Annotated in this window: 23 protein-coding genes and 2 pseudogenes; 18 read left to right on the top strand and 7 right to left on the bottom strand. The window is 44.3% G+C overall.

Annotated features, from left to right (window positions below; all coding sequences use genetic code 11):
- Positions 1-73 precede the first annotated feature (73 nt).
- Complete coding sequence (locus AB5Z12_RS12525) at positions 74-3,838, top strand: ABC transporter ATP-binding protein/permease (RefSeq protein ID WP_173735034.1); 3,765 nt, start codon at positions 74-76, stop codon at positions 3,836-3,838.
- Positions 3,839-3,980: 142 nt separating this feature from the next.
- On the opposite strand, the pseudogene AB5Z12_RS12520 reads toward AB5Z12_RS12525, so the two are convergent.
- Positions 3,981-4,133, bottom strand: a pseudogene (locus AB5Z12_RS12520) (DUF6783 domain-containing protein); the annotation flags it as partial.
- Here AB5Z12_RS12520 and AB5Z12_RS12515 point away from each other — a divergent pair.
- From AB5Z12_RS12515 to AB5Z12_RS12485, 7 genes are all read left to right on the top strand, one after another.
- Positions 4,092-4,220, top strand: a complete 129-nt coding sequence (locus tag AB5Z12_RS12515) for a DUF6783 domain-containing protein (protein WP_313721186.1) — start codon at positions 4,092-4,094, stop codon at positions 4,218-4,220. The pseudogene AB5Z12_RS12520 and the gene AB5Z12_RS12515 sit on opposite strands and share 42 nt — an antisense overlap.
- A 153-nt stretch (positions 4,221-4,373) precedes the next feature.
- The gene (gene pfkB / locus AB5Z12_RS12510) at positions 4,374-5,306 is read left to right on the top strand and encodes a 1-phosphofructokinase (RefSeq protein ID WP_148461884.1); all 933 of its coding nucleotides are present in this window, start codon (positions 4,374-4,376) and stop codon (positions 5,304-5,306) included.
- Positions 5,303-7,216: a fructose-specific PTS transporter subunit EIIC gene (locus AB5Z12_RS12505; protein WP_368357501.1), complete on the top strand. Its 1,914-nt coding sequence runs from the start codon at positions 5,303-5,305 to the stop codon at positions 7,214-7,216. The genes pfkB and AB5Z12_RS12505 overlap by 4 nt, the downstream gene beginning before the upstream one ends.
- 219 nt (positions 7,217-7,435) lie before the next feature.
- Complete coding sequence (locus tag AB5Z12_RS12500) at positions 7,436-7,693, top strand: HPr family phosphocarrier protein (RefSeq protein WP_118579528.1); 258 nt, start codon at positions 7,436-7,438, stop codon at positions 7,691-7,693.
- 160 nt (positions 7,694-7,853) lie between these two features.
- A complete protein-coding gene (gene ptsP / locus AB5Z12_RS12495; RefSeq protein ID WP_173770138.1) occupies positions 7,854-9,503 on the top strand; it encodes a phosphoenolpyruvate--protein phosphotransferase in 1,650 nt (549 codons plus the stop codon).
- Complete coding sequence (locus AB5Z12_RS12490; RefSeq protein WP_118579534.1) at positions 9,497-10,249, top strand: DeoR/GlpR family DNA-binding transcription regulator; 753 nt, start codon at positions 9,497-9,499, stop codon at positions 10,247-10,249. Before ptsP ends, AB5Z12_RS12490 begins: the two co-directional genes overlap by 7 nt.
- 180 nt (positions 10,250-10,429) lie before the next feature.
- On the top strand, positions 10,430-11,227 hold the full coding sequence (locus AB5Z12_RS12485; protein WP_195590271.1) for an HAD family hydrolase: 798 nt from the start codon (positions 10,430-10,432) through the stop codon (positions 11,225-11,227).
- A gap of 159 nt (positions 11,228-11,386) precedes the next feature.
- Here the strand turns inward: AB5Z12_RS12485 and AB5Z12_RS12480 are convergent, their stop codons facing one another.
- Positions 11,387-11,998 (bottom strand): ATP-binding protein, encoded by a 612-nt coding sequence (locus tag AB5Z12_RS12480; RefSeq protein WP_227200900.1) that lies wholly within the window; start codon positions 11,996-11,998, stop codon positions 11,387-11,389.
- A 13-nt stretch (positions 11,999-12,011) separates the two neighbouring features.
- Positions 12,012-13,607, bottom strand: a complete 1,596-nt coding sequence (hcp, locus tag AB5Z12_RS12475; protein ID WP_294422505.1) for a hydroxylamine reductase — start codon at positions 13,605-13,607, stop codon at positions 12,012-12,014.
- 242 nt (positions 13,608-13,849) lie between these two features.
- On the opposite strand from hcp, the gene AB5Z12_RS12470 reads away from it, so the two are divergent.
- Together AB5Z12_RS12470 and AB5Z12_RS12465 are read left to right on the top strand one after the other, a co-directional pair.
- A complete protein-coding gene (locus AB5Z12_RS12470; RefSeq protein ID WP_173735031.1) occupies positions 13,850-14,512 on the top strand; it encodes a Crp/Fnr family transcriptional regulator in 663 nt (220 codons plus the stop codon).
- A gap of 32 nt (positions 14,513-14,544) precedes the next feature.
- On the top strand, positions 14,545-14,916 hold the full coding sequence (locus AB5Z12_RS12465) for a PAS domain-containing protein (RefSeq protein ID WP_148461878.1): 372 nt from the start codon (positions 14,545-14,547) through the stop codon (positions 14,914-14,916).
- 122 nt (positions 14,917-15,038) lie between these two features.
- Here AB5Z12_RS12465 and AB5Z12_RS12460 read toward each other — a convergent pair.
- Positions 15,039-15,161, bottom strand: a pseudogene (locus tag AB5Z12_RS12460) (DUF6783 domain-containing protein); the annotation flags it as partial.
- Between AB5Z12_RS12460 and AB5Z12_RS12455 the strand changes: the two are divergent.
- A complete protein-coding gene (locus AB5Z12_RS12455) occupies positions 15,111-15,263 on the top strand; it encodes a DUF6783 domain-containing protein (protein WP_334298018.1) in 153 nt (50 codons plus the stop codon). The pseudogene AB5Z12_RS12460 and the gene AB5Z12_RS12455 sit on opposite strands and share 51 nt — an antisense overlap.
- Before the next feature lie 78 nt (positions 15,264-15,341).
- On the opposite strand, the gene AB5Z12_RS12450 is transcribed toward AB5Z12_RS12455, so the two are convergent.
- Positions 15,342-15,818, bottom strand: coding sequence for a small multi-drug export protein (locus tag AB5Z12_RS12450; RefSeq protein ID WP_118579636.1), 477 nt, complete (start codon positions 15,816-15,818; stop codon positions 15,342-15,344).
- 253 nt (positions 15,819-16,071) lie between these two features.
- Between AB5Z12_RS12450 and AB5Z12_RS12445 the strand changes: the two genes are divergently transcribed.
- The gene (locus AB5Z12_RS12445) at positions 16,072-16,290 is read left to right on the top strand and encodes a cation transporter (RefSeq protein ID WP_118579549.1); all 219 of its coding nucleotides are present in this window, start codon (positions 16,072-16,074) and stop codon (positions 16,288-16,290) included.
- On the opposite strand, the gene AB5Z12_RS12440 is transcribed toward AB5Z12_RS12445, so the two are convergent.
- Entirely contained in the window at positions 16,285-16,434 is a 150-nt protein-coding gene (locus AB5Z12_RS12440; protein WP_308768494.1) for a DUF6783 domain-containing protein, read from the bottom strand. The two genes, AB5Z12_RS12445 and AB5Z12_RS12440, sit on opposite strands and share 6 nt — an antisense overlap.
- Between AB5Z12_RS12440 and AB5Z12_RS12435 the strand changes: the two genes are divergently transcribed.
- The 4 genes from AB5Z12_RS12435 (at position 16,366) to AB5Z12_RS12420 (ending at position 20,204) form a co-directional block, all read left to right on the top strand.
- Positions 16,366-16,545, top strand: coding sequence for a DUF6783 domain-containing protein (locus AB5Z12_RS12435; protein WP_334298017.1), 180 nt, complete (start codon positions 16,366-16,368; stop codon positions 16,543-16,545). The genes AB5Z12_RS12440 and AB5Z12_RS12435 overlap by 69 nt on opposite strands.
- Positions 16,546-16,612: 67 nt before the next feature.
- Positions 16,613-18,481 (top strand): heavy metal translocating P-type ATPase, encoded by a 1,869-nt coding sequence (locus AB5Z12_RS12430; protein ID WP_368357380.1) that lies wholly within the window; start codon positions 16,613-16,615, stop codon positions 18,479-18,481.
- Positions 18,482-18,503: 22 nt separating this feature from the next.
- Complete coding sequence (locus AB5Z12_RS12425) at positions 18,504-18,875, top strand: helix-turn-helix transcriptional regulator (RefSeq protein WP_148461875.1); 372 nt, start codon at positions 18,504-18,506, stop codon at positions 18,873-18,875.
- Between the two features lie 324 nt (positions 18,876-19,199).
- Positions 19,200-20,204 (top strand): calcium/sodium antiporter, encoded by a 1,005-nt coding sequence (locus AB5Z12_RS12420; protein ID WP_118579561.1) that lies wholly within the window; start codon positions 19,200-19,202, stop codon positions 20,202-20,204.
- Between the two features lie 144 nt (positions 20,205-20,348).
- Here AB5Z12_RS12420 and AB5Z12_RS12415 read toward each other — a convergent pair whose 3' ends face one another.
- Positions 20,349-20,933 (bottom strand): manganese efflux pump MntP family protein, encoded by a 585-nt coding sequence (locus AB5Z12_RS12415; protein WP_173774226.1) that lies wholly within the window; start codon positions 20,931-20,933, stop codon positions 20,349-20,351.
- 545 nt (positions 20,934-21,478) lie between these two features.
- On the opposite strand from AB5Z12_RS12415, the gene feoB reads away from it, so the two are divergent.
- Together feoB and AB5Z12_RS12405 are read left to right on the top strand one after the other, a co-directional pair.
- The gene (gene feoB / locus AB5Z12_RS12410; RefSeq protein ID WP_173774227.1) at positions 21,479-23,824 is read left to right on the top strand and encodes a ferrous iron transport protein B; all 2,346 of its coding nucleotides are present in this window, start codon (positions 21,479-21,481) and stop codon (positions 23,822-23,824) included.
- 102 nt (positions 23,825-23,926) lie between these two features.
- The gene (locus AB5Z12_RS12405; protein ID WP_368357379.1) at positions 23,927-26,014 is read left to right on the top strand and encodes an RND family transporter; all 2,088 of its coding nucleotides are present in this window, start codon (positions 23,927-23,929) and stop codon (positions 26,012-26,014) included.
- Positions 26,015-26,244: the final 230 nt, after the last annotated feature.

The following is a 26,244-nucleotide window of genomic DNA, read 5'->3' as shown; positions in this document are numbered from 1 at the left end:
ACTTTGCGGTATATTTTGCCTGAATTGGTGAATGGTTATAAACATTTATTATGCGACAGAAAGGAAGTAGTAAGTGCTTCAGATCAAAGACATACACAAAGAATATAGAACAGGAAATTTGGTACAGCGTGCCCTGGATGGAGTGAGCCTTAGCCTTCGGGACAATGAATTTGTAGCAATTCTTGGTCCCAGCGGTTCGGGAAAAACCACTCTTCTGAATATTATTGGTGGTCTTGACCGGTACGATAGTGGTGACTTGATCATCAATGGGATTTCAACAAAAAAATATAAAGACAGGGACTGGGACTCCTATCGAAATCATACCATAGGATTTGTGTTTCAGAGTTATAATCTGATTCCACACCAGACAGTTCTTGCAAACGTGGAGCTTGCCCTTACCATTTCCGGTGTTTCAAAAAGCGAGAGGAGACGCCGTGCAAAAGAGGCTCTGGAAAAAGTAGGCCTTGGTGCCCAGATCCACAAAAAGCCAAGTCAGATGTCAGGCGGTCAGATGCAGCGAGTGGCAATTGCCAGAGCACTTGTAAATGACCCGGAAATTCTTTTGGCAGATGAGCCAACAGGAGCCCTGGATTCAGATACCAGTGTACAGGTTATGGATCTTTTGCAAGGGGTCGCAAAGGAACGATTGGTAGTAATGGTCACCCATAATCCGGAGCTTGCCCAGCTTTATGCCACCAGAATCGTGACGGTAAAAGATGGGCGAATCCTTTCTGATACAGATCCGTTTGTGATAGACAGCGAGAGCATGGCACCTCCTGTTCACAAGAATATGGGAAAATCCTCCATGTCCTTTTTTACTGCACTTTCCCTTAGCTTTCAGAATCTGAAGACTAAGAAAGCCCGGACCTTACTTACTTCTTTTGCAGGCTCCATCGGTATTATCGGAATTGCGCTGATCCTTTCCATATCAAATGGTGTAGACAAATACATTACAAATATGGAAGAAGAAACACTTTCGGAATATCCGTTGCAGATACAAAGTACAGGTGTAGATCTTACCTCCATGATGATGGGAGCTGCCACAGCCCAGAGTGAAAAAAAGGATGGGGAAGTAGGTGTTGCCCAGATGGTGACTAATATGTTCTCCAAAATGAATTCCAATGATCTGGAGTCTCTGAAAGCTTATCTGGACAGCAATGAAAGCAGCATTTCCCAGTATGCGAATTCAGTGGAGTGTACATATTCTGTATCTCCCCAGATTTTTCTGGAAAATGGAAAAAATATCCGACAGGTAAATCCGGACAAATCTTTTTCTGCTATGGGCTTGGGCTCTGGTTCCTCCAACAGCATTATGTCTTCTACCATGAGCACTGATGTTTTTCATGAAATGCCGGAAGATGCTGATCTTTATAAGGATCAATATGACGTGAAAGCGGGAAGATGGCCTGAAAATTATAAAGAATGTGTGCTGGTGCTTACTTCACAGGGCGATATCAGTGATTTTCTCCAGTACACTCTTGGACTTCGGGACGGTAAAGAACTGGATGATATGGTTCAGAAATTTATGGCAGAAGAGGCAGTGGAAACGCCAGAGAACGAGGAATCATACACCTATGATGAAATCCTGGGGAAGAAATTTAAGCTGGTAAGCAGTACCGATTATTATGAATTTGATGAAGAATATAAGGTCTGGAAGGATAAATCAGACAACAGCTCTTATATGAAAAAACTGGTGAAAAAAGGAGAAGACCTGACAGTTGTGGGAATTGTCCAGCCTGTGGAAGGTGCCACTGCTTCCATGCTCACTGCTGGAATCTGTTATACTCCGGAGCTTACCAGACATGTGATCGAGAAGGCTGCTTCCAGTGAAATTGTGAAGCAGCAGCTGGCGGATGAAAAGATAAATGTTTTTACCGGAGAGGAATTTGGAAAAGAAGACAATGAGAACAGTAAGTTTGACATGGAATCCCTTTTTTCCATTAATGCGGATGCCCTGCAGGAGGCCTTTCAGGTAGATCTCAGTGGATTTAATATGGACCTGTCCAGTCTTTCGGGGCTGTCCTCCGGATTGAATGTGGAAATGCCGGATATGCCTGACATGTCAGCTCTGGCTGGAAATATAAATCTGGATGAGAGCAGTATGCCGGATCTTTCCAAGCTTATCAAGCTGGATGACCTTGATCTGGATCTTTCCCATATGATTGATCCGGAAGAAATTCTGAAAAATCTTCCGGCAGACCAGGTTCCGGATATGAGTCAGGCGCTGAAGTCAGTGAAGTTTGATTTTACAGAAGAGAAGGTAACTGCTTTGCTGAAAGAGGTTCTTACTGGTTATCAGGAAAGCATTAAAGATAAACCGGAAGCAGATATGGATAAAATGCAGGCAGCATTGAAGCAGTATCTGACATCAAAAGAGATGAACGAACGTCTGTGCAAGGATCTGCAGGAGCTGGTGAAAAATAACGTGAACGTGGATATGTCTTCGGAAAAACTGATCGCAGTGGCTGTGGGGCTGATGAACCAGTATCAGGAGTATGCCAAGGCAAATGGTATCACCCAGACAGATGTGGCTAGCATTCTTGCCTTTTTAAGTCAGGGGGAAATCCAGCAGCAGATCAAAGAGGAAGCAGAGAATCTGGTTAAAAACAGCGTGACAGTGAATATTACCACAAAACAGATACGGGATCTTCTTATGCAGGACGTTGTAGCTGCTTATCCGGAGTATGCCAGGAATAATTCCCTTCCGGACCCGGCTAATCTGGGAATCTATTTTCTGGAATATATGCAGACAGAGGATGGGCAGAATCGTCTCATGAATGGACTTATGACTCTTGTGGATACCAGCGAGGTGCAGACGCAGTTTTCCCAGGCAATGGAAACTTACATGAAAGCCATGATGACTTCTTTCACAGATGCGATCGCAAAGGGGATTGAGTCAAAATTTACAGAGATAATGGAACAGGTGGAAAAACAGCTTACAAAGGGAATCCAGACTGCTATGGAGCAGATGATGGGAAATATCAGTTCCGGTATGCAGGAGGCAATGCAGTCTGTGATGACCAGTGTATCATCGAGTCTTACTTCTGCCATGAGCCAGGCTATGAGCGGACTTGGCGGATTGGGAAGCGGCATGGGAAATATGGAAGATGCGCTTTCCATTAATCCGGAGGCTTTTGCAAAAGCAATTCAGATGAACATGAATGAGGACGACCTCTCAGAGCTCATGATGTCCCTGCTGTCATCTGAAAATTCTTCTTATGACGGAAATCTGAAAAAGCTTGGATATGCAGATCTAAATGTTCCTGGCGGAATTAATATCTATCCAAAGGATTTTGAAAGTAAATCAGAAATTGTAGGTATTCTGGATCAGTATAACGCGGATATGGAAGCGGCAGGAGAGGATGAGAAGGTGATCACTTATACGGATCTTGTGGGAACGCTGATGTCGTCAGTTACGAATATTGTAAATATTATCAGTTATGTTCTGGTGGCTTTTGTAGCGATTTCCCTTGTGGTTTCTTCCATTATGATCGGTGTTATCACGTATATCAGTGTTCTGGAGAGGAAAAAAGAAATTGGTATTCTAAGAGCGATTGGTGCTTCCAGGCACAACGTGTCACAGGTGTTCAATGCGGAGACGTTTATTATCGGATTTTGCGCAGGTGCTATGGGGATTGGAATTACATTGCTTCTTCTCATTCCTGCGAACAGCATTATCCGGTCACTGGCTGACGGAGTGAATGTGAAGGCGGCTCTTCCTCCTGTAGCAGCAGTAGTTCTGATCGGACTGAGCGTGGTTCTGACTCTTCTTGGCGGACTGATCCCATCAAGAAAAGCTGCTAAAAGTGATCCGGTGACAGCGCTTCGAACTGATTAAAATAACAGAATTTGATGACTGATTTTGACCATCATTATAAAATACAGAAAAATGCAGGGTTCAGGTTGGGGCACAGCCTGATATCTGCATTTTTTTGTGATTTATGGATATTACTATTCGTACAGCCAATAGTAAATAACCGCTATATTGACCTGTCTGATCTGTCATATACTGCGCCAATGTGGTTAATTTTCACTGTACTGGAGCGCGTCTGAAAAATCATTCCCGCAATCTGTACGCCCCACTTTGCGGTATGTTTCGCCCGAATTCGGTTGCCGTAGCCTGCTACGACGCCCTCATCCGGACAAAATCTCCCACAAATTGTGACGTACATCTTGCAGAAAGCTTTTTTGAACATGCTCTGGCACATCGTTGCATATAAAAAATCAAAAACAGTCAAAATAATTCATATTTGTGCAATTGTAATAAATCATAAGTGAAAATCTTGTGAAAAAGATTGATTGACTTTGACTGTATATGAAAGTATAATAAGCACAACAAATCAAAAACAAGCAAAAATAAGCAGGAGGTAGAAATGATTTACACTGTGACTTTTAATCCGTCACTGGATTACATCGTGTCGGTAGAGAACTTCCAGCTTGGTCTTACCAATCGAACCAGTTCGGAGATGCTTTTGCCGGGAGGCAAGGGAATTAATGTTTCTACAGTTCTTATGAATCTGGGAATTGAGAGTACAGCCCTTGGATTTACAGCCGGATTTACCGGAGATGAGATTATCAGACGTCTTGAGGAGATGGGTGTGAGGAATGGTTTCATCCAGGTAGGGGAAGGCTTTTCCAGAATCAATCTGAAGCTGAAGAGTATAGACGGTACAGAAATCAATGGACAGGGACCGAAGATCGGAACTGATAAGGTGGATCTGCTGATGAAGCAGTTAGGAGAGCTTGGACAAGGCGATGTACTTTTCCTTTCCGGAAGCATTCCATCATCCATGCCGGATGATGCCTACCAGAAGATCATGGCTATGCTGGACGGCAGAGGCGTAAGAATCGCAGTGGACGCGACGAGAGATCTTCTGATGAAGGTTCTCCCCTATCATCCATTTCTTATTAAGCCAAATAACCATGAACTTGGTGAGATCTTCGGCGTAGAACTGAAAGACCGCCAGTCCGTGATCCCATATGGTAAGAAACTCCAGGAGATGGGAGCTGTGAATGTACTGATTTCCATGGCAGGAGAGGGCGCGGTCCTTATTGCTGAGAATGGAGACGTTTATGAGGAGCCTGCACCGAAAGGCAAGCTGATCAATGGTGTTGGAGCCGGAGACTCCATGGTTGCCGGATTTATGGCAGGATATATGGAGAAGCAGGATTATGAATATGCGTTCCACATGGGAATCGCAGCTGGAAGTGCCAGTGCGTTTTCTGAGAATCTTGCTACCAGAGAAGAGATTGAAGCTGTATATCAGCAGATCACAGGAAAGGATCAGGAGGAAAGGAAGAAATGAGGATCACAGATTTACTGGACGTAAGAAGTATTTCGTTAAATGCTGCCCCAGCAGATAAGTCTCAGACTCTGGATGCAGCGGTTTCCCTTATGACCAGAAGTGGCAAGATTAATGATGAGGAAGCGTACCGTAAGCAGGTCTATGCCAGAGAGGAAGAAAGTACTACAGGAATCGGGGAGGGAATCGCCATTCCTCATGGTAAATGTGATGCAGTAGAGAAACCAGGACTTGCCGCTATGGTGATCCCGGGAGGCGTTGACTTTGACTCTCTTGACGGAGAGCCGGTTACCTTGCTGTTTCTTATTGCTGCGCCGAATACAGAGGATAATGTTCATCTGGACGTGCTCAGCAAGCTTTCCATGATGCTGATGGATGAGGAATTTACCAAGAGCCTTCGTGCAGCGAAGACACCAGAGGAATTTCTTACGATCATTGATCAGGCAGACGAGGAAAAGAAGAGCGTAGATGAGCGTCTGGCCGATATGGGAGAGGCTGAAGCGGATCAGTTTAAGATTCTGGCTGTTACTTCCTGCCCTACAGGAATTGCCCACACCTACATGGCAGCAGAAGGAATTGAGAAGGCTGCCAAGGCGAAGAACTGTTTTGTGAAAATTGAGACAAGAGGCTCTGGCGGAGCCAAGAATGTGCTTACAGAGCAGGAGATTCAGGATGCAGACTGCATTATCGTTGCGGCCGATGCCCAGGTTCCCATGGATCGTTTCGATGGAAAGAAAGTGATTCAGCGTCAGGTTTCTGATGGAATCAATAAGGCTGATGAGCTTGTAGAGCTTGCCATGTCTGGAAACGTACCGGTTTATCACAGCGGAAATGCATCAGCCTCATCACAGAGTCAGAATAAGGCCGGCGGCAGTGTGGGACACAAGATTTACACCCAGCTGATGAATGGTGTTTCCCATATGCTTCCGTTTGTAGTTGGCGGTGGTATTCTGATCGCCATTGCCTTTTTGATCGATGGTCTTATGGTTGATATGAATGCCTTGGATGTGGCAGAGCGAGCTAATTTTGGTACCATCACTCCGGCAGCAGCCATGTTCAAGCAGATTGGTGATGTGGCATTTGGCTTTATGCTTCCGGTTCTGGCGGGATTTATTGCCATGGCAATCGGTGACAGGCCAGCACTTGCACTTGGCTTTGTAGGTGGTATGATGGCCCACAGCGGAACTTCAGGTTTCCTTGGTGCTCTGGTAGCTGGTTTTGCAGCAGGATATATTATTCTGGGACTTCGTAAGGTATGTGAGAAGCTTCCGGAAGCTCTTGAGAAGATCGCACCGGTTCTGATTTATCCGGTTGTTGGTATTCTGATCATGGGACTTCTGATGCTGTTTGTTGTAGAGCCCATCATGGGTGGTATCAATACAGCACTGAATAACGGACTTACCTCCATGGGAAGCTCCAGCAAGATCGTTCTTGGACTGATCCTTGGCGGAATGATGGCAATCGACATGGGTGGTCCGTTTAACAAAGCAGCATATGTATTTGGTACTGCAGCGATTGCAGCTGGTAACTATGATATTATGGCAGCCGTTATGGTTGGTGGTATGGTTCCGCCATGCGCCATCGCACTTGCTACACTTCTTTTTAAAGACAGATTTACGAAAGAAGAAAGGGAGTCTGGTCCTACCAACTTTATTATGGGACTTGCCTTTATCACAGAGGGAGCCATTCCTTTTGCAGCAGCCGACCCGCTTCATGTGCTTCCGGCATGTATTGTGGGATCTGGTCTTGCAGGTGCAATGTCCATGGCATTTGGCTGTACCCTGATGGCACCTCACGGTGGAATCTTCGTAGTTCCGGTTATGGGAAATGCAGTGCAGTATGTGAGTGCACTGGTAGTGGGAACTGTTGTTTCCGCAGTGCTCCTGGGAGTTCTGAAAAAGAAAAATGCCTGACAATGGATGTTCAAACAGGCTCTAATATTGGCTGCGGAATGAATGGTAACCCATGTCTGGAAAAGATATGCAGGTATAATCGTGTTATTGTGAAGGTCATGAACAGTAACATAATCGTGAATAGTGATTGACACAGAATGTGAAATCAGATATAAAGAAATCAAATAATAAGAAAATCAATAGAGACCAAAGATAAAAAGAAAAATGGAGGAATGAATCATGAGAGAATTTAAGTATGTTGTAACAGACCCGGAAGGAATCCACGCACGTCCAGCAGGAGAACTTGTAAAAGCAGTAAAGGCTTTTTCTTCTGATATCAAGATCGCAAAGGGCGGCAAGGCTATGAACTGTAAGGCAATCTTCGGAATTATGGGACTTGCAGTGAAGAAAGGTGACGAGGTTACTCTTACATTTGAAGGTGCAGATGAAGACGCTGCATATGAGGCAGTGAGCAAATTCATGCAGGAAACTCTGTAAGACAGGAAGGGGACATACCTGCGGGTATGTCCCTGTTTGTTTGTAAACAGCTTGTCAAAGTGATATTTGCGTGAGACTTTGGTGAGTATCACGAGAACGGGATAGGATGGCAGGAGCGTTTGGTCTCCTGTCAGCAGATCAAATAAGTGGGAGAGAAAAAATGCAGATATATAATGGAAAAAGTGTTTTCGGTGGTATTGCCATCGGTAAGATCAGCGTATATCAGAAAAAAGAGCAGCAGGTTAAGCGTGTGAAGATTGATGATCCGGAACAGGAGATGGCGCGCTATGAGAAAGCTAAAGCAGAAGGGATTAAACAGCTTCAGGGACTTTACGATAAGGCCTTGAGAGAAGTCGGGGAAGCCAATGCAGCAATCTTCGAAGTTCATCAGATGATGATGGAGGACGATGGATATAATGAATCTGTAGAGAATATCATTCGCAGCCAGGGCGTAAATGCAGAGTATGCAGTGGCAACTACAGGTGACAATTACGCGCAGATGTTTTCTGCAATGGACGACGATTATATGAGAGAGCGTGCGGCAGATGTTCGTGATATTTCTGAGCGGCTTCTCACCATTTTAAATGGAGAAGAGACAGGGGCTGTAGATGCAGACGAGCCGAAGATCATCGTGGCAGAGGATCTGGCGCCATCAGAGACTGTACAGCTGGATAAGGATAAAGTTCTTTCTTTTGTTACAGTGAAAGGTTCCTTGAATTCCCATACAGCGATTCTTGCAAGGACCATGGCGATTCCTGCACTTGTAAATACTTCCGTGTCTCTTGAGAGTGAGATTGATGGCAGACTTGGAATTGTAGACGGTGCAAACGGTACATTTTATGTAGATCCGGATGAGGCGACTCTGGCAGAGATGAAGAAGCGCCAGGAAGAAGATCTTTCCAGAAAGCAGCTTCTTTTGACCCTTAAAGGAAAAGAGAACGTTACTCTTGACGGACAGAAAGTAATGCTGTACGCTAATATTGGCAACATCAAGGATCTGGCAACAGTCATTCAGAATGATGCCGGTGGAATCGGTCTTTTCAGAAGTGAGTTTATTTATCTGGAGAAAGAAGATTTCCCAACAGAGGAAGAACAGTTCCAGATTTACAGACAGGTTGCACAGACTATGGCAGGCAAGAGAGTGATCATTCGTACACTGGACATTGGTGCAGACAAGCAATGCGATTATTTCCACATGGAGCATGAAGAGAATCCGGCACTGGGATGCAGGGCAATCCGTATCTGTCTGACAAGACCGGAGATTTTCAAGACACAGCTTCGTGCTTTATTCCGTGCCAGTGCATTTGGCAAGATCGCAATTATGTATCCTATGATCACCAGCGTACAGGAAGTGCGTAAGATCAAGGAAATCGTAGAGGAAGTGAAAGCGGAGCTTACCGCTCAGGGCGTAGAGTTTGGCAATCCGGAACAGGGAATTATGATTGAGACTCCGGCAGCAGCAATCATCAGTGATGATCTTGCGAAAGAGGTCGATTTCTTCAGCATCGGAACCAACGATCTCAGCCAGTATACTATGGCAATCGATCGTCAGAATCCTCAGCTCGACCTGTTTTTTGATCCTCATCACCCGGCAGTGCTGCGCATGATCTCCCTGGTTGTGGAGAATGCTCATAAGGCTGGTATCTGGGCTGGAATCTGTGGAGAACTTGGTGCTGACCAGTCACTTACAAAAGAGTTTCTGGCAATGGGAGTGGACGAACTTTCTGTTTCACCGGGAAGTATTCTGCCACTGCGCAAGATCATTCTGGAAACCAATGTTACAGATTATAAGGCGGGAAAAGAATGTTAACACAGCAGCGACATGAGATCATTTTGGAGCTTCTGAGAGAGAAAGGAAGTATTACTGTCACAGAAGTGAAGGATCTTTTAGATACATCAGAGTCAACAGTGCGAAGAGATATTACCGCACTGGATAAGGAAGGCAAGCTGGAGAAAGTTTTCGGTGGTGCCGTGGAACTGAAGGAGCGGGTAACTGCATATGAATATTCAGTTGCCGAGAAAATGGGACTGAAGCTGGAGGAGAAGGACCGGATCGCAAAATATGCAGCAGGTCTTATCCAGGATGAGGATTTTGTCTATATTGATGCAGGTACTACTACTGGGGATATCCTGAAGTTTCTTAAGGTTACAAGGGCAGTATTTGTTACCAATGCAGTGGTACATGCCCAGACACTGGCAGGAAGAGGCTTTAAGGTTCTTCTTGTAGGTGGAGAGCTGAAGAGCACTACAGAAGCAGTAATTGGTAATCAGGCTATGAATACGATTCGTGGTTATCATTTTACCAAAGGCTTTTTTGGAACCAATGGACTTACCAGAAAGAGTGGCTGTACTACCCCGGATGCCAATGAAGCGGCAGTTAAAGCAGCTGCCATGGAGCAGTGCAGGGAGTGCTATGTGCTCTGTGATAGTTCCAAGTTTGACAATATCAGTTCTGTGACCTTTGCAGATTTTTACAGATCTACGATAATTACAGACAGGATTCCGTCTGGCTATGAAGATTGTGCCAATATTATAGAAGTACAGAAGGAACAGTAACTGTCTTGTTACTGCAGGAATGATTTTTTAATATACTCTGGATAAAGTGTTCCTTTCATAGTATAATAGTCCACAGGATTTCTGACAGATAAAGGTTGGGAGTTCTGTGGATTTTTTATGGAATAGAAAATATGTTGGAATCCCCTGTTATGTACTAGCAGAAATACATGAGGTAGAGCTATGATAAAACTGATCGCATCAGATCTGGATGGTACACTTCTGAAAGAAGGCACCATGGATATTAATCCGGAAATTTATGACATTATCCGAAAGCTGAAGGCTAAGGGAATTGTATTTGCGGCTGTCAGCGGCAGAGAATATGACAGTATTGAAAGAGTGTTTGCACCTGTAAAAGATGATATTTATTTTATTGCAGGAAATGGTGGAATCATTTCCTATCAGGGAGAAATTATTGAGAAAATGGCAATTCCTGCAGATATACTCAAAGAGGTTGTGGAGTATGTGAGAGCCCAGGAGGGAGCTTCTTTCATGACAGCAGGCAGTGCCCAGGCATACGTGGAGCGGGCAGACCAGGCTTTTGTGAAGAAACTTCGGGAAGGATATAAACTTCATGTAAATGAAGTGGACGATGTATTGAATGCCCCGGAGACTATGACAAAAGTTGCCATGTATAACGAAGAAGTGGATGCAGCTCTAGGAGCAGAGGAAGCGAAGCGGCGTTTTGGAGATAAGATTCAGATCATGGCTTCCGGTGATTACTGGGTAGATTTCGTGGATGTACATTCCGGAAAGGGAAATGCTCTTCAGAAACTTTGCAATCGTCTTGGAATTACGAAGAGAGAAGAGGTTGTTGCTTTCGGAGATAACTGCAATGATGTGAGCATGCTGCTGGAAGCTGGAAAGAGCTATGCAGTTACCACTGCCCGCGAGGAAGCCAAGCAGGCCGCCAGATACGTACTGGAGAAACCAGGTCCGGACAGTGTGCTGAATGTATTAAAAATGATTTTGGAGTTATAAGAGAAAAGAAGAATAAAGAAATGGGAGTACATTCAATTTTGTAATTCCATTGGAGAAATTTTTGATATTGTAGTGGAAGATATGATTCGTCAATCAAAGGGATTACAGGGATAAAAAATCCGGGCTGTGTGGAGCAGTCCGGATTTTTGTGGGGCAAAATCAGGCAAGAATCCTTCCATCTGTGGAGATGGTGTATACCTGCCATGGAAGAAATTTTCCACTGGCTTTCATGGCATTTATGGCTGCATTCTGGATTCCGCCGCAGCATGGAACTTCCATGCGCACGATGGTAACACTCTTGATATTGTTCTGACGGATGATTTCGGTGAGCTTTTCGCTGTAATCTACAGAGTCCAGTTTCGGACAGCCGATAAGAGTAATCTTACCTTTGATAAAATCCTGATGGAAGTTAGCGTAAGCATAGGCTGTGCAATCTGCAGCAATAAGAAGGTCAGCATCGTCAAAATATGGAGCATTGATGGGAACTAACTTAATCTGTACCGGCCACTGTTGAAGCTGGGAGTGTGCTTCCAGCTTTTTCTTATTTTCCAGAACTGCGGCTTCGTTGTAAGCAGCTGCCTCCTTTTCTATAAAAGAAATGGCATTTGTTGGACAGGCAGGGAGGCAGTCTCCCAGACCGTCGCAGTAATCTTCCCGAAGCAGTTTTGCTTTTCCATCTATAATTCCAATTGCACTTTCGTGGCAGGCGCGGGCACAGAGCCCGCAGCCGTTGCATTTTTCTTCATCTATATGAATGATTTTTCTGATCATGAGAGTATCCTCCTTATCCCAATAACGTTTTCAAATCTTCCTCTGGCGTAGTAATCGCAGCAATCCCAAAGTTTTCTATCAGATAATTGAGCACATTCTGTGATAAAAATGCCGGAAGGGTCGGGCCGAGACGGATGTTTTTGATTCCAAGGTGAAGCAAGGTAAGCAGAATGGAAACTGCTTTCTGCTCATACCAGGAGAGCACCATGGAAAGAGGAAGCTCATTTACCCCACATCCAAATGCTTCTGCAAGAGCGACCGCAACCTTGATCGCGCCGTAAGCATCATTGCACTGTCCCATATCCATCAGTCTTGGAAGCCCACCGATGGTTCCAAGGTCCAGATCGTTAAATCTGTATTTTCCACATGCAAGTGTAAGAATTACAGAATCAGAAGGAGACTGCTTTACAAAATCGGTATAGTAATTGCGTCCGCTTCTTGCGCCGTCACAGCCTGCTACCAGGAAGAAGTGGCGGATAGCACCTGTTTTTACAGCATCAATTACCTGATTTGCAACGCCAAGAATGGTTCCATGGGAGAAGCCGGTTGTAACGGAAGTTCCGCCGTTGATTCCGGTAAAATGCTGATCTTCCTGATATCCGCCAAGCTCCAGGGCACGCTGGATAACTGGTGTGAAATCTTTTTCTTCATTAATGTGAACAGTTCCAGGGAAAGTGACAGTTCCTGTAGTAAATACCCGGTCCATGTAGCCTGGTTTCGGCGGCATGAGGCAGTTTGTGGTAAAAAGAACAGGAGCCGGAAGCTCTGCAAATTCTTTCTGCTGGTTCTGCCATGCAGTACCGAAGTTCCCTTTCAGGTGGCTGTATTTTTTCAGTTCTGGATAAGCATGGCAGGGAAGCATTTCACCGTGGGTGTAAATATTAATGCCTTTTCCTTCTGTTTGTTCCAGAAGAAGTTTCAGGTCATGGAGGTCGTGACCGGTAATGACGATGAATGGGCCTTTTTCCACAGTAAGAGGTACTGTAACAGGAGCTGGTGTGCCGTAGGTGGCAGTGTTGGCGCGGTCAAGAAGCTCCATGCAGGTAAGATTGTATTTACCTACTTCCATTACAATAGGAAGAAGTAGGTCCATATCCCAGTCCTCGCCCAGTGCAAAAAGTGCTTTTGCAAAAAATTCATTTACTTCTGTGTCAGTATAACCAAGTGTCATTGCATGGTAGGCATAAGCTGCCATTCCACGGATTCCAAAGAGAATCAGGGATTTCAGGGAACGGATGTCTTCCTGGGCGTTCCAGAGAAGCTTCATATCGTAGTCGTTGTTATGTCCGCAAGGGGAAGCGCAGCCGCCACAGTCTGGGCGAAGCCGGGCTTTTTCCTGGTGGATGCGGTCTGTAATTTCTGCGATGGCTTTGTCATCGAAGCTTACGTTTGTAAGGGTAGCAAATAGACCTTCCACCATCAGTTTCCATGTGGTTTCTGCAAGTGGTGTATTCTCATCTGCTGCATGGGCGAGTCCGATGAGAGCTCCGGTAAGTTCATCTTGAAGTCTGGCTGTATCCGCGGTCTTTCCACAGACTCCTTTGGCACCTGTACAGCCGGTACATCCGGCAGTTTGTTCACACTGAAAGCAAAACATGTTCTGTTCCATAAATAGTTTCCTCCTGAATTTGATCATATTGTTCTATAAGGTATAAGTATTTCGTAAAAATAAGTTGACTGGGTTCTGAATGTTTTGTAATTGCAAAAGGAAAAGTAACAGGAAATTCTTTTCGTTTCGCATGAGAAAGTCAGAGATGGATAATTAATTTCTGTCTCCGCCCTTGACTTTGTACGCATACTATAATATAATCCAACCAACAAGTATGTTGTTATAACAACAAAAGGAGAAAAATGAATTATGAATTTCTTTCCAGGACTTTTCTCTTTCAGGGAACAAGTCCAGAAGAAACAAAGCATATGCTTTCCTGTCTGAAAGCCACTCCGCAAAGCTATGCCAAGGGCAGCACGATCTGGCAGGTGGGAGACCAGGTGAAGGCGATGGGACTTGTGCTTAACGGCAGTGTTCATATTGAGAACATTGACATGACGGGAAACAAGAGTATTCTGAACCGGATCGCGCCAGGTCAGGTTTTCGGAGAGACATATGCCTGTATTCCAGGGGAAAAGCTGCTCATAGGGGTGACAGCTGCAGAGGACTGCCAGATCCTTTTTCTGGAGGTGGGAAAGATTTTTCGCACCTGTCCGGATACCTGCCCCTGCCATGAGAAACTGATCCGTAACATGCTGATGGTTATGGCGAAGAAGAACCTGGAACTTTCCAGAAGAAGCCTTCATACGGCACCGAAATCCATCCGGGGAAGACTGCTTTCCTATTTTTCCCAGGAGATGGTGCAGCAGGGCAGCAGCCGGTTTATGATCCCCTTTAACCGGCAGGAACTGGCTGATTATCTTGGTGTAGACAGAAGTGCGCTTTCCAATGAGCTTGGAAAAATGCGAAAAGAAGGGATTATTGAAGTAAACAGAAACCAGATCCATTATCTGGAGCGTGTTTGAAAAAGGCTTTATAGCAGGAGGGAAAATTTAAAATGAATCTGACACCATATTTTAAGAGTATTATCGATCAGGATGTTGCATCCGTTGTCATCTGCAACCTGAAGCATGAAATTATCTACATGAATCCGAAGGCCGTGGAGAGTTATCATAAATGGGGTGGTGAGGCACTGCTTGGAAAAAGTCTTATGAATTGTCACAATCCGAAGTCAAAGGAAATAATTGAAAAAGTGGTTGCCTGGTTTGAAGAAGATAAGGAGCACAACCGGATCCATACTTTTTATAATGAGAAACAGGCGAAGGACGTATATATGGTGGCCCTGCGTGATGAGGATGGAGCTTTGATCGGCTATTATGAGAAGCATGAGTATCGGGCACGGGATGAGGAACCGTATTACAATTTCTGAAGCTAAAAACATGTTGCTGTCTATGACCTGACCGGCAGCACGCTTCGTGATGTACAGAAATCATGCATTCGCATGATTTTGCGCCGCAATTTTCGGGTTTTCTGTGAACAGGAACAAAAACATTAATAAAAAAATGAGTGGGAAAAGAAACTAGAGCGTGTTTGAAAAAGGCTTTCTGCAAGATGTGCGTCACAATTTGTGGGAGATTTTGCCCGGATGAGGGCGTCGTAGCGGGCTACGACAACCGAATTCGGGCAAAATCTCCCGCAAAGTGGGGCGTGCAGATTGCAGGAATGATTTTTCAAACAGGCTCTAAGACGAGTGAAAACGACAGAGGCTTGTTTTAGTTTCTTTTAAGGCATAAAAAAAGTATATGAGTTTATTCGCAATCAGATAAACTTCATATACTTTTTCTTGTAATCCTGTCAGCTGAATACTGCAAATAATGCCCCAAAAAGTCCTGCACTTGCAGCGCCCATGATAAGACCAGCCAGAATGACACCAAGCATTACAGCCAGAACACTGGACTTAAAGTCCATGTCCAGAAGGCTGGCAGCCAGGGTTCCGGTCCAGGCACCTGTGCCGGGAAGAGGAATTCCTACGAAGAGCAGAAGCGCTACGAATAATCCTCGGCCGGCCTTTGCCTGAAGGGCCTTTCCTCCTTTTTCCCCTTTTTCAAGACAGAAGGTAAAGAAGCGCCCGATCACCGGTTTATCCTTGCCCCACTCCAGAACCTTGCGGGCGAAGAAATAGATAAACGGTACTGGAAGCATGTTTCCGATAATGGCGATAATGTACGCCGGAACCAGCGGAATTCCGAAGCCTACAGCATATGGGATCGCGCCTCGCAGCTCAATCAGCGGTACCATAGAAATAAGAAAAACGATTAGATAACTTTTCATGTTTAAAATCTCCTCTAATTTCAATCCAATAATATTCGACTTATTATACACGAAAAAAAATGAATTGAACAGGGCAAAAAAAGAAATTACTATATTAATACAGGAAAAAGAAAGCATTTATGCTAAATCATAGAAAAAGAAAGATTTTATGCCAAACCTATTGACAGAAGTTATTTAAATGCTATAATAAAAACAAACATATGAATAATTGTTCATATGAAAAAGAGAACATTTTCTAAAGGAGACCACTACCATGAAAAAAACTTACAAGATCGATGTTGACTGCGCAAACTGTGCAAACAAGATGGAGGAAGCTGCTAAGAACACTGCTGGTGTTAAGGATGCGACTGTAAACTTCATGACTCTGAAAATGATCGTTGAGTTTGAAGATGGACAGGAGCCGAAGGCTGTTATGCAGGAAGTCCTGAAGAACTGTAAGAAAGTAGAAGACGACTGCGAGATCTTCTTATAAAAACAATGAGGAAAAGCAGTTACTAGAGCGTGCTTGAAAAATCATTCCCGCAATCTGCACGCCCCACTTTGCAGTATATTTTGCCCGAATTCGGTTGCCGTAGCCCGCTACGGCGCCCTCATCCGGGCGAAATCTCCCACAAATTGTGACGCACATCTTGCAGAAAGCCTTTTTCAAACACGCTCTAGGCACAGAATGAACAGTAGGACAGTGACCGGACTGGATGTATTCTGTTCAGTCACGCAAATGAATTAAGCGAATATGTCGCGTGCCAGCGACATCATTATAATGGAGGCCGTGCCCTCAGGGCATGTGAAAGAATATGAACAAGAAGCAGAAAAAAGTATTGACCAGAATTATTATTGCTTTTGTCCTTTTGGTTTTGCTGCGCTTTCTTCCGGTAGATGGCTTTCTTCGAATGGCACTTTACATGATCCCATATCTGGTAATCGGTTATGATATTCTGAAAAAAGCGTTTAAGGGAATTAGGAACCGTCAGGTATTTGATGAAAACTTTCTGATGGCAGTTGCCACAATTGGTGCCATTGCTCTCGGCGATTATCAGGAAGGCACTGCGGTTATGCTGTTTTACCAGATCGGAGAACTTTTCCAGAGTTATGCCGTTGGAAAGAGCAGAAGAAATATCAGCGAGCTGATGGATATCCGTCCGGATTATGCAAATATCGAGCAGGACGGCAAGCTGGAAAAGGTAGACCCGGACGAGGTAGAGGTTGGAACTATCATTGTGGTTCAGCCAGGAGAGAAGATTCCGATTGACGGAACGATTGAAGACGGAAATTCCACATTAAATACAAGCGCATTGACAGGAGAAAGCCTTCCGCGAGATGCAAAAGTGGGGGATGAGGTCATCAGCGGCTGTATCAACATGACAGGTGTATTGAAAATCCGCACCACAAAGGAATTCGGTGAATCTACGGTTTCCAAGATCCTGGATCTTGTTGAGAACTCCAGCTCCAAGAAATCCAGATCTGAAAACTTTATTTCAAAATTTGCGAAATATTATACCCCGGCAGTTTGCTACAGTGCTCTGGCACTTGCAGTCATTCCGCCTCTTTGCAGAATGCTGTTTATGGGACTTTCTCCGGAATGGGGAGACTGGATCTACCGTGCCCTGACGTTCCTTGTAATCAGCTGTCCATGTGCACTGGTGATCAGTATTCCCCTCAGTTTCTTTGCTGGAATCGGTGGTGCCAGCAATCAGGGCGTTCTGGTAAAAGGCTCCAACTATCTGGAGACACTTTCCCAGACGAAGATTGTTGTTTTTGATAAAACAGGTACTATGACAAAGGGCGTATTCGAGGTCAGCGGAATTCACCATAATGAGATGGAGGATGCAAAGCTTCTGGAATATGCGGCATATGCAGAGTGTTCTTCCTCACACCCCATCAGCAAAAGCCTTCAGAAAGCATATGGCAAGCCAATCGACCGCAGCCGTGTCACAGACATTGAGGAAATCGGTGGAAACGGTGTTATTGCAAAGGTGGAAGGCGTGTCTGTAGCTGTCGGCAACGCGAAGCTGATGAATCGTCTGGGTATTGCGTACAAAGAGTGCCATTATGTAGGGACGGTTGTCCATATGGCTGTGGATGGAAAATATGCAGGTCACATCCTGATTTCTGACATTATCAAACCTCATGCCAAAGAGGCAATTGAGAACCTGAAAAAAGCAGGCATTACAAGAACGGTTATGCTCACCGGTGACGGAAAAAAAGTGGCAGAGTCTGTAGCAGCTGACCTTGGAATCGGAGAGGTTCACAGCGAGCTTCTTCCGGCGGATAAGGTTTCCAAGGTGGAAGAGCTTCTTTCAAACAAGTCTGAAAAAGAGAAGCTTGCCTTCGTTGGAGATGGAATCAATGATGCACCGGTTCTTTCAAGAGCGGATATTGGTATTGCAATGGGTGCTCTTGGTTCTGATGCTGCAATCGAGGCGGCTGACGTTGTCCTGATGGATGACGATCCGTTGAAGATTGGGAAAGCCATTCGCATTGCCAAGAAGTGTATGCGAATTGTATATGAAAATATTTATTTTGCAATTGGCGTGAAACTGATCTGCCTGGTACTTGGTGCCTTCGGCATTGCAAACATGTGGGTAGCCATTTTTGCAGATGTAGGAGTTATGGTACTGGCAGTGCTCAATGCAATCCGTACTTTGTTTGTGAAAAATCTTTGATGATAATATCGAGGTATTCAGAATGAAAAAAGACATAGATAAAGAAGTGGAAATCTGTGATTGCTGTGAGGTTCATGAAAATCTTCTGCAAATTGTAAACGAGACCATCCCGGAGGAAAACGAGCTGTATGATCTGGCAGAGCTGTTCAAGGTGTTTGGAGATTCTACCAGGATCCGGATCCTGTTTGTACTTTTTGAAGCAGAGGTGTGCGTGTGCGACCTGGCAAAGGCATTGAACATGACCCAGTCAGCTATTTCCCACCAGCTTCGTATCCTGAAACAGAATAAACTGGTAAAAAGCCGCAGGGATGGAAAATCTATATTTTATTCTCTGGCAGATGAGCATGTTCGGACGATCATTGACCAGGGAAGAGAGCATATAGAGGAAGATTAAAGGTTGACTTCTTAACGGCAATTTGGTATATTAACTACACATATGGATTCTGTGAGGGAGTAGTTTGCGTGAAAACGTGGTTTGTCAACAGTCGCGGCTTTGATCGGATCTGATTCTGGCCTGGCAAATCTTAAAGAATGAGACTCATGTATGCATGTTATGGCATACATGGGTCTTTTTACATTTGCGGCAGATGTGATTCCAAAGAAGCAGGCTTATGAAGTAAATGCTGTTTTGTAGCATTCATTTTGCAGAAAGCCTTTTCAAACACACTCTGGAGAATTTGTAAAGATAAAAATATGCGGATAACAAAAGGAGAGTATTATGCAAAATATTATTAATGGATTGCCAATTGCAGCCGTTATTCTGCTGCTGGCAGTGGGATTTGCTTTTCTGGTAAAAGGGGCTGACTTTTTTGTGGAGGGAAGTTCCAGCATTGCGAAGAAGTTAAAGGTTCCGCCCATCATCATTGGTCTTACGATTGTGGCTATGGGAACTTCACTGCCAGAAACAGCCGTGAGTGTGACTGCTTCTCTGGTACAGAATAATGAACTTGCGGTCAGCAATGTAGTAGGATCCAATATTTTTAATCTGATGTTTGTAATTGGTGTCTGTTCAATTCTGACGCCGATTATGGTCCAGAAAGCAACTGTGGTAAGAGATATTCCCTTGTCTTTAGGCTGTGCACTATTTCTGCTTGTACTGGGAGTTTCAGGACTGGGAGATAAGGCGGGAATGACGCTGGGTCATGCAGATGGAGTTATTTTCCTGATCGTGTTTGCAGGATACATTTTCACAATGGTACGAAGCGCAATGAAAGCGCGTGCTGCAGGACAGAAGGTTGAAATAGAAGGCGTTGAAGAATGTGACAATATGAAAGAGCTGTCATACGGCAAAAGTATTCTCTTTCTGATCGTGGGTGCAGCTGCAATTGCTTTTGGCGGTGACCTTACCGTTGATACAGCCAGCAGGATTGCAATAGAGCTTGGAATGAGCCAGACTCTGGTCGGGCTTACCATTGTGTCTATCGGAACTTCACTTCCGGAGCTTGTAACCTCTGTAGTTGCAGCAAGAAAAAATGAAGTTGATATGGCTGTTGGAAATGCAGTCGGATCCAATATTTTCAATATTCTGATGGTTCTTGGAATCTCATCTGCTATCAGTCCGGTAGCTTTGATCCGGGAAAACATAATCGATATAGTGCTTCTTATGGTATTTTCGGTTATGGTCTGGATCTTTGCAGGAACCAGGAAAAAAATTGAGCGCAAAGAGGGTATTATAATGGTAGTGGTATATCTGGTTTATTGCGCATATATTATTGCCCGCTAATAAAAGCAGAAAAAGCTTTCATCCATCCCGCAAAGGGAGAGATGAAAGCTTTTTTTGATTGGAAAACAGGTGAAAATCAACGCTTGCATAGAAAAACGCCTGGCGGAACAGTACCAGCTGAATAGCGGTAAATATGCTGAAAAATTAAAACATATTGCTGATAAAAATTTCCAGACCAATTGCAATAAGAATGACGCCGCCGAGAATATCCGCCTTGTTGGAAAGCCTGGTTCCGAAGCGTTTTCCAAGGGAAAGTCCGGTCATGCAGATAAAGAATGTGACTATGGCAATGATCAGGGAACAGACAAGAGCCATCAGCCAGTCATACTCTGAGATGGTGAATCCTACGGACAGGGCATCAATGGAAGTTGCAACACCCTGAATGAAGAGGGCTTTGAGACCAACTCCCGGAATTTCATCATCCTCGCCAGTTCCCCGGATACCATTGATCAGCATGGAGCCTCCGATATAGCCAAGAAGGATCAGCGCGATCCATGGAATAAATTTCTCAAATGCCTTGAAGTATTCTACAATGGTGTGGACGCATAACCATCCGGTCATTGGCATGATGGCCTGGAAAGCACCGAATGTGCCTGCAATGCCGCACATTTTTTTCATGCGCATCTTAGGCTCGTGAAGGCCGTTTGCCAGGGACACAGAAAAAGCATCCATTGCAAGTCCGACTCCAAGCAGGGCGCTGTTCAGAAAAAACACAAAACTGTAGTTCATTTTTACGTTCCTCCGTAATGTATTTTATTACTGGTTTCCATTTTTTTATTTGCTGTGGAAACAGATCTCTCGGCGAAGCTTTTTACAGCATGAAAAAAGACCCAATATATAACCACAGGCTATATATGGGTCATCTGCATTCTTATAAAAGGACAGACTCCATGTATAGCATAACGTTATACATGAGTCTCGCAATTTAATGCAAGCCAGATCGAAACACTGCTCTGAAATCTGCTGTTCATTCAGTGAACAGCAATCTATACAAACAGATTCATACGGTCGGTATGTTGACTTGCCACGCGTCTATGGACACGCTTGCTACTCCCTCACAGGGAAACCTTGTTTTGTAACTTTATCAGATAATGATAAAATTGTCAATAATTTTTCTCAATAATATTGACATCCTGATGATATTAGAATAAACTAACTCCTGTAACATTAATGATAAAATTTATCATTAGCAGACGAATTTTATCAAAAATGGTTGCTGCTTAGTTTTGAACAGCAACAAAAATCTTACATATGGGAAAAGAGGACAAGTACATATGACATTAAAAGACCTTCCCATCGGGAAAACTGCCACAGTTACAGTAGTAGGAGGAGAGGGTGCCCTGCGGCAGCATTTCCTGGATATGGGAATCATTCCCATGGCGGACGTGACCATGGTAAAATATGCACCTATGGGTGACCCTGTTGAAGTCAGGATACATAGCTATGAGCTGACCCTGCGTCTTGCAGATGCTGCCCAGATTCAGATTGATAATGTAAGGGATGAAAAAGAACAGAAACGAGGCAGCCGTGTCAGGGCGATTCCTCATCCAGGTCTGGGCGAGGGCGGTAAATATCATGAAAAAGCAGATGAACATCCCCTTCCGGATAGTGAGCTTCTTACCTTTGCGCTGGCAGGAAACCAGAACTGCGGTAAAACAACCCTGTTTAATCAGTTAACCGGCTCCAGTCAGCATGTAGGCAACTTTCCGGGAGTCACTGTAGACCGCAAGGATGGTATTATCCGTGGGAAAAAGAATACTCTGGTGACAGACCTGCCGGGAATTTATTCCATGTCCCCCTATACCAGCGAGGAAATCGTAACCAGAAGCTTTATTCTGGAACAGCATCCAAAAGGAATTATCAATATTGTGGATGCAACCAATATTGAAAGGAATCTATATCTTACCATGCAGCTGATGGAACTGGATGTTCCTATGGTCCTGGCATTGAATATGATGGACGAGGTAAGGCAGAATGGCGGTTCTGTACGTGTGAACCAGATGGAAGAGGCGCTTGGAATTCCTGTAGTACCTATTTCAGCAGCGAAAAATGAGGGAATCGATGAACTGGTAGCCCATGCGATCCATGTGGCAAAATATCAGGAAAAACCAAAGCGTCTGGATTTCTGCGATGCAAACGATGATGGCGGTGCTGTTCACAGATGTCTTCATGGAATTATGCATCTCATTGAGGATCATGCTCAGCAGGCAGATATCCCGGTACGTTTTGCAGCCAGTAAGCTTGCGGAAGGGGATGAACTGATCCTGGAAAAGCTTGGGCTGGATCAGAATGAAAAAGAAACCCTGGAGCATATTGTAAAGCAGATGGAGACGGAGCGTGGGCTTGACCGGTCCGCGGCGATTGCCCATATGCGCTTTGACTTTATTGAAAAAGTCTGCGCTGAGACCGTGATTAAGCCTCATGAAAGCAAGGAGCATCTGCGCAGTCAGAAGATGGATAAAATACTTACAGGCAAATATACAGCCATTCCATGCTTTGCAGGAATTATGGCTCTGGTTTTCTGGCTGACCTTTGGTGTGATCGGAAAGGGACTTTCAGATCTTCTGGATATGGGAATTACCTGGCTGACTGCAGTGGTGGATCAGGCAATGACTGCCTGGAACGTAAATAATGTGCTTCATTCTCTTGTAATTGACGGTATTTTCAATGGAGTTGGAAGTGTGCTCAGCTTTCTGCCGATTATCGTCACCCTGTTTTTCTTCCTGTCACTTCTGGAAGACAGTGGATATATGGCCAGAGTTGCTTTTGTAATGGATAAGCTGCTTCGAAAGATTGGACTTTCCGGACGAAGTATTGTCCCAATGCTTGTAGGCTTTGGATGCACAGTTCCTGGCGTTATGGCAAGCAGAACCCTGCCCTCAGAGCGTGACCGTAAGATGACGATCCTCCTTACTCCTTTTATGAGCTGTTCGGCAAAGCTTCCTATTTATGCTTTCTTTACAGCTGCCTTTTTCCCGAAATACGGTGCACTGGTAATGATAGCACTTTATTTCGGCGGAATTATTATGGGAATCCTGATGGCACTGATTTTTGGAAAAACCATGTTTAAGGGAGAAGCGGTTCCCTTTGTAATGGAGCTTCCTAATTATCGTCTTCCAGGTGCAAAAAACGTTGGCCAGCTTCTTTGGGAAAAAGCAAAGGATTTTCTTCAGAGAGCCTTTACTGTTATTTTTGTGGCAACCATTGTGATCTGGTTTTTACAGACCTTTGATCTGCATTTGAATATTGTGACAGATTCCAAAGACAGTATTCTTGCAGTACTTGCCGGATTTATTGCACCGGTATTTAAGCCTCTTGGCTTTGGAGACTGGAGATTTTCCACAGCTCTTGTAACAGGTTTCATGGCAAAGGAGAGCGTGGTTTCCACATTGTCCATATTATTTGGAAGCACAGCGGCACTGGTGGAGGTGCTTTCTCCGCTGGCAGCAGTGTGCCTTCTTACCTTCTGCCTTTTATATACGCCTTGTGTAGCCGCGATTGCTTCTGTGAAACGTGAGCTTGGCGGAAAATGGGCAGCTGGAGTGGTGATCGGACAATGTGTGATCGCCTGGATTGCGGCATTTTTGGTAAAAATCGTCGGCGTTTTGATCGGATTTTGAGAAAAATGACTATTTTTCATTTTTGTTAAAAATAATATTGACTATTGGTCATTTTGGGTTATACTATAGTACGAAAGAAATGAATTTAAGGAGATGACATCAATGGTCAAAGTAGGAAAATGGATAGCCAAGCATAAGGTCCTGGTGCTTTTGATCGGACTTTTGCTGGTAATCCCGTCTGTGATCGGAATCGCAGAGACGAGAGTAAATTATGATCTGTTAAGTTACCTGCCGGATACCCTTGAGACGGTAAAAGGTCAGGATATTCTGGTGGATGAGTTTGGTATGGGCGCCTTTTCCATGGTAATTGTGGAGAATATGGATATGAAGGATGTCCAGAAGCTGGAAGAGAAATTCAGTGAAGTAGAGCATGTAAAGGATGTTCTCTGGTATGATGATGTGGCGGATATCACTCTTCCGGTAGAGATGGTTCCTGAGAAGTACAGAAAGGTATTTATAAATGGCGATGCAACCATGATGCTGGTTTTGTTTGATAATACCACATCTTCAGATACTTCCATGGAAGCTATCACAGAATTACGTAAGATTGCCAACGAGCAGTGCTTCCTCAGTGGCATGACAGGAGTTGTTACAGATATTAAGAACATTGCCATGCAGGAGCTGCCGATTTACGTTGTGATCGCAGCAGTACTCAGTCTGATCATTCTGGAGCTGACAAGCGGATCCTTTGTTGTTCCGTTTTTGTTCCTGCTCAGTATCGGACTTGCTATTCTTTACAACCTGGGAAGCAATGTTATTTTAGGCGAGACTTCTTATATTACGCAGGCACTTACCGCGGTACTTCAGCTTGGTGTTACCATGGATTATTCCATTTTCCTTCTGAACAGCTATGAGGAAAATAAGAAGCGTTTTCCTGGAGAAAAGGACCGTGCCATGGGGCATGCCATTGCAAATACTTTTAAGTCTGTAGCTGGAAGCTCTGTTACCACAGTAGCCGGCTTCGTTGCACTTTGTGTTATGACCTTTGCTCTTGGACGTGACCTTGGTATTGTTATGGCAAAGGGCGTTATTATTGGTGTTATCTGCTGTGTTACCATTCTTCCGGCACTGGTTCTGTTTTTTGACAAGCCCATTGAGAAGACACAGCATAAGCTGCTTCTTGCCAGACTGGATAAACCGTCTGCATTTATTACGAAGCATTACAAGCTTTGGACTGTGATTTTCCTGGTGCTTCTGTTCCCGGCTATTTATGGAAACAATCATACAAAGATTTACTATAATATTGCAGAATCCCTTCCATCCACTTTGGATTGCAACATTGCCAATGATGAGCTGGAGAAAACTTTCGCAGTAGGCAATATCCATATGATTATGATGGATAAGAATATGGACTCCAAGCAGAAACAGCAGATGTTAAATGATATTGATAAGGTTGAGGGTGTGAAGTGGAGTCTGGGTATGAATTCCCTGATCGGACCTACCGTTCCGGAGTCTATGATCCCGGATGATCTGAAGAAGATTTTCAAAGGAGATCAATATGAGCTTGCATTTGTATGCTCTGAATATGGTTCTGCTACAGATGAGGTAAATGCCCAGCTTGCAGAAATTGATAAAATAGTAAAGAAATACGATAATACTGCAATGGTAATCGGTGAGGCACCGCTTATGAAAGATCTTCAGGATACCACAGATGCCGATCTGGTTCGTGTAAATGTAATCTCCATCGGTGCCATTTTCCTGATCATTATGATTATCTTTAAATCAATTTCCCTTCCGATCATTCTGGTTGCGGTTATTGAGTTTGCGATTTTTGTCAATATGGCCATTCCGTACTATCAGGGAATCAGCCTTCCGTTCGTTGCAAGTATTGTTATTGGTGCCATCCAGCTGGGTGCAACCGTTGACTATGCGATCCTGATGACTACCCGTTATCAGAGAGAGAGACAGCACGGTAAGAATAAGATGGAAGCCATCAGCATTGCACATAAGACCAGCATGCCATCCATCATCAGCAGTGGTCTCAGCTTCTTCGCAGCGACCTTCGGTGTTTCCTGCTATTCACAGGTTGAGATGATCGGTTCTATCTGTACACTGCTTGCTCGTGGTGCCATCATCAGTATGGTAGTTGTACTGTTTATCTTACCTGCCATGTTCATGATCTTCGATAAACTGATCTGTGTTACATCAATTGGCTTCCTTGGAGATAAAAAGGCGGCCAAAGCGAAATAAAACATAATCAGACGCCATGGGAGCTCTGATTACGCGCAGAACAGCCGGCTTTGGAAGAAATCCCGTTACGGTTCGTTCCGTGATCAGCAACACGCTTCGCGATGCATAGAAATCCTGCTTCAGCAAAATGAGGCAGGATTTTTTTGTTGAATAAAGGAGAAGAAAACGTTATAATTGTGTTGCATTTTAGAGCCTGTTTGAAAAAACATTCCCGCAAATTGTGACGCACA

Origin of the sequence: Ruminococcus sp. RTP21358st1_G6_RTP21358_211008, assembly GCF_040908885.1 — a bacterium.
GTDB lineage: Bacteria > Bacillota > Clostridia > Lachnospirales > Lachnospiraceae > Blautia_A > Blautia_A faecis.
The sequence above is the reverse complement of the archived record's forward strand: the minus strand, read 5'-3'. Positions and strand labels throughout refer to the sequence as shown.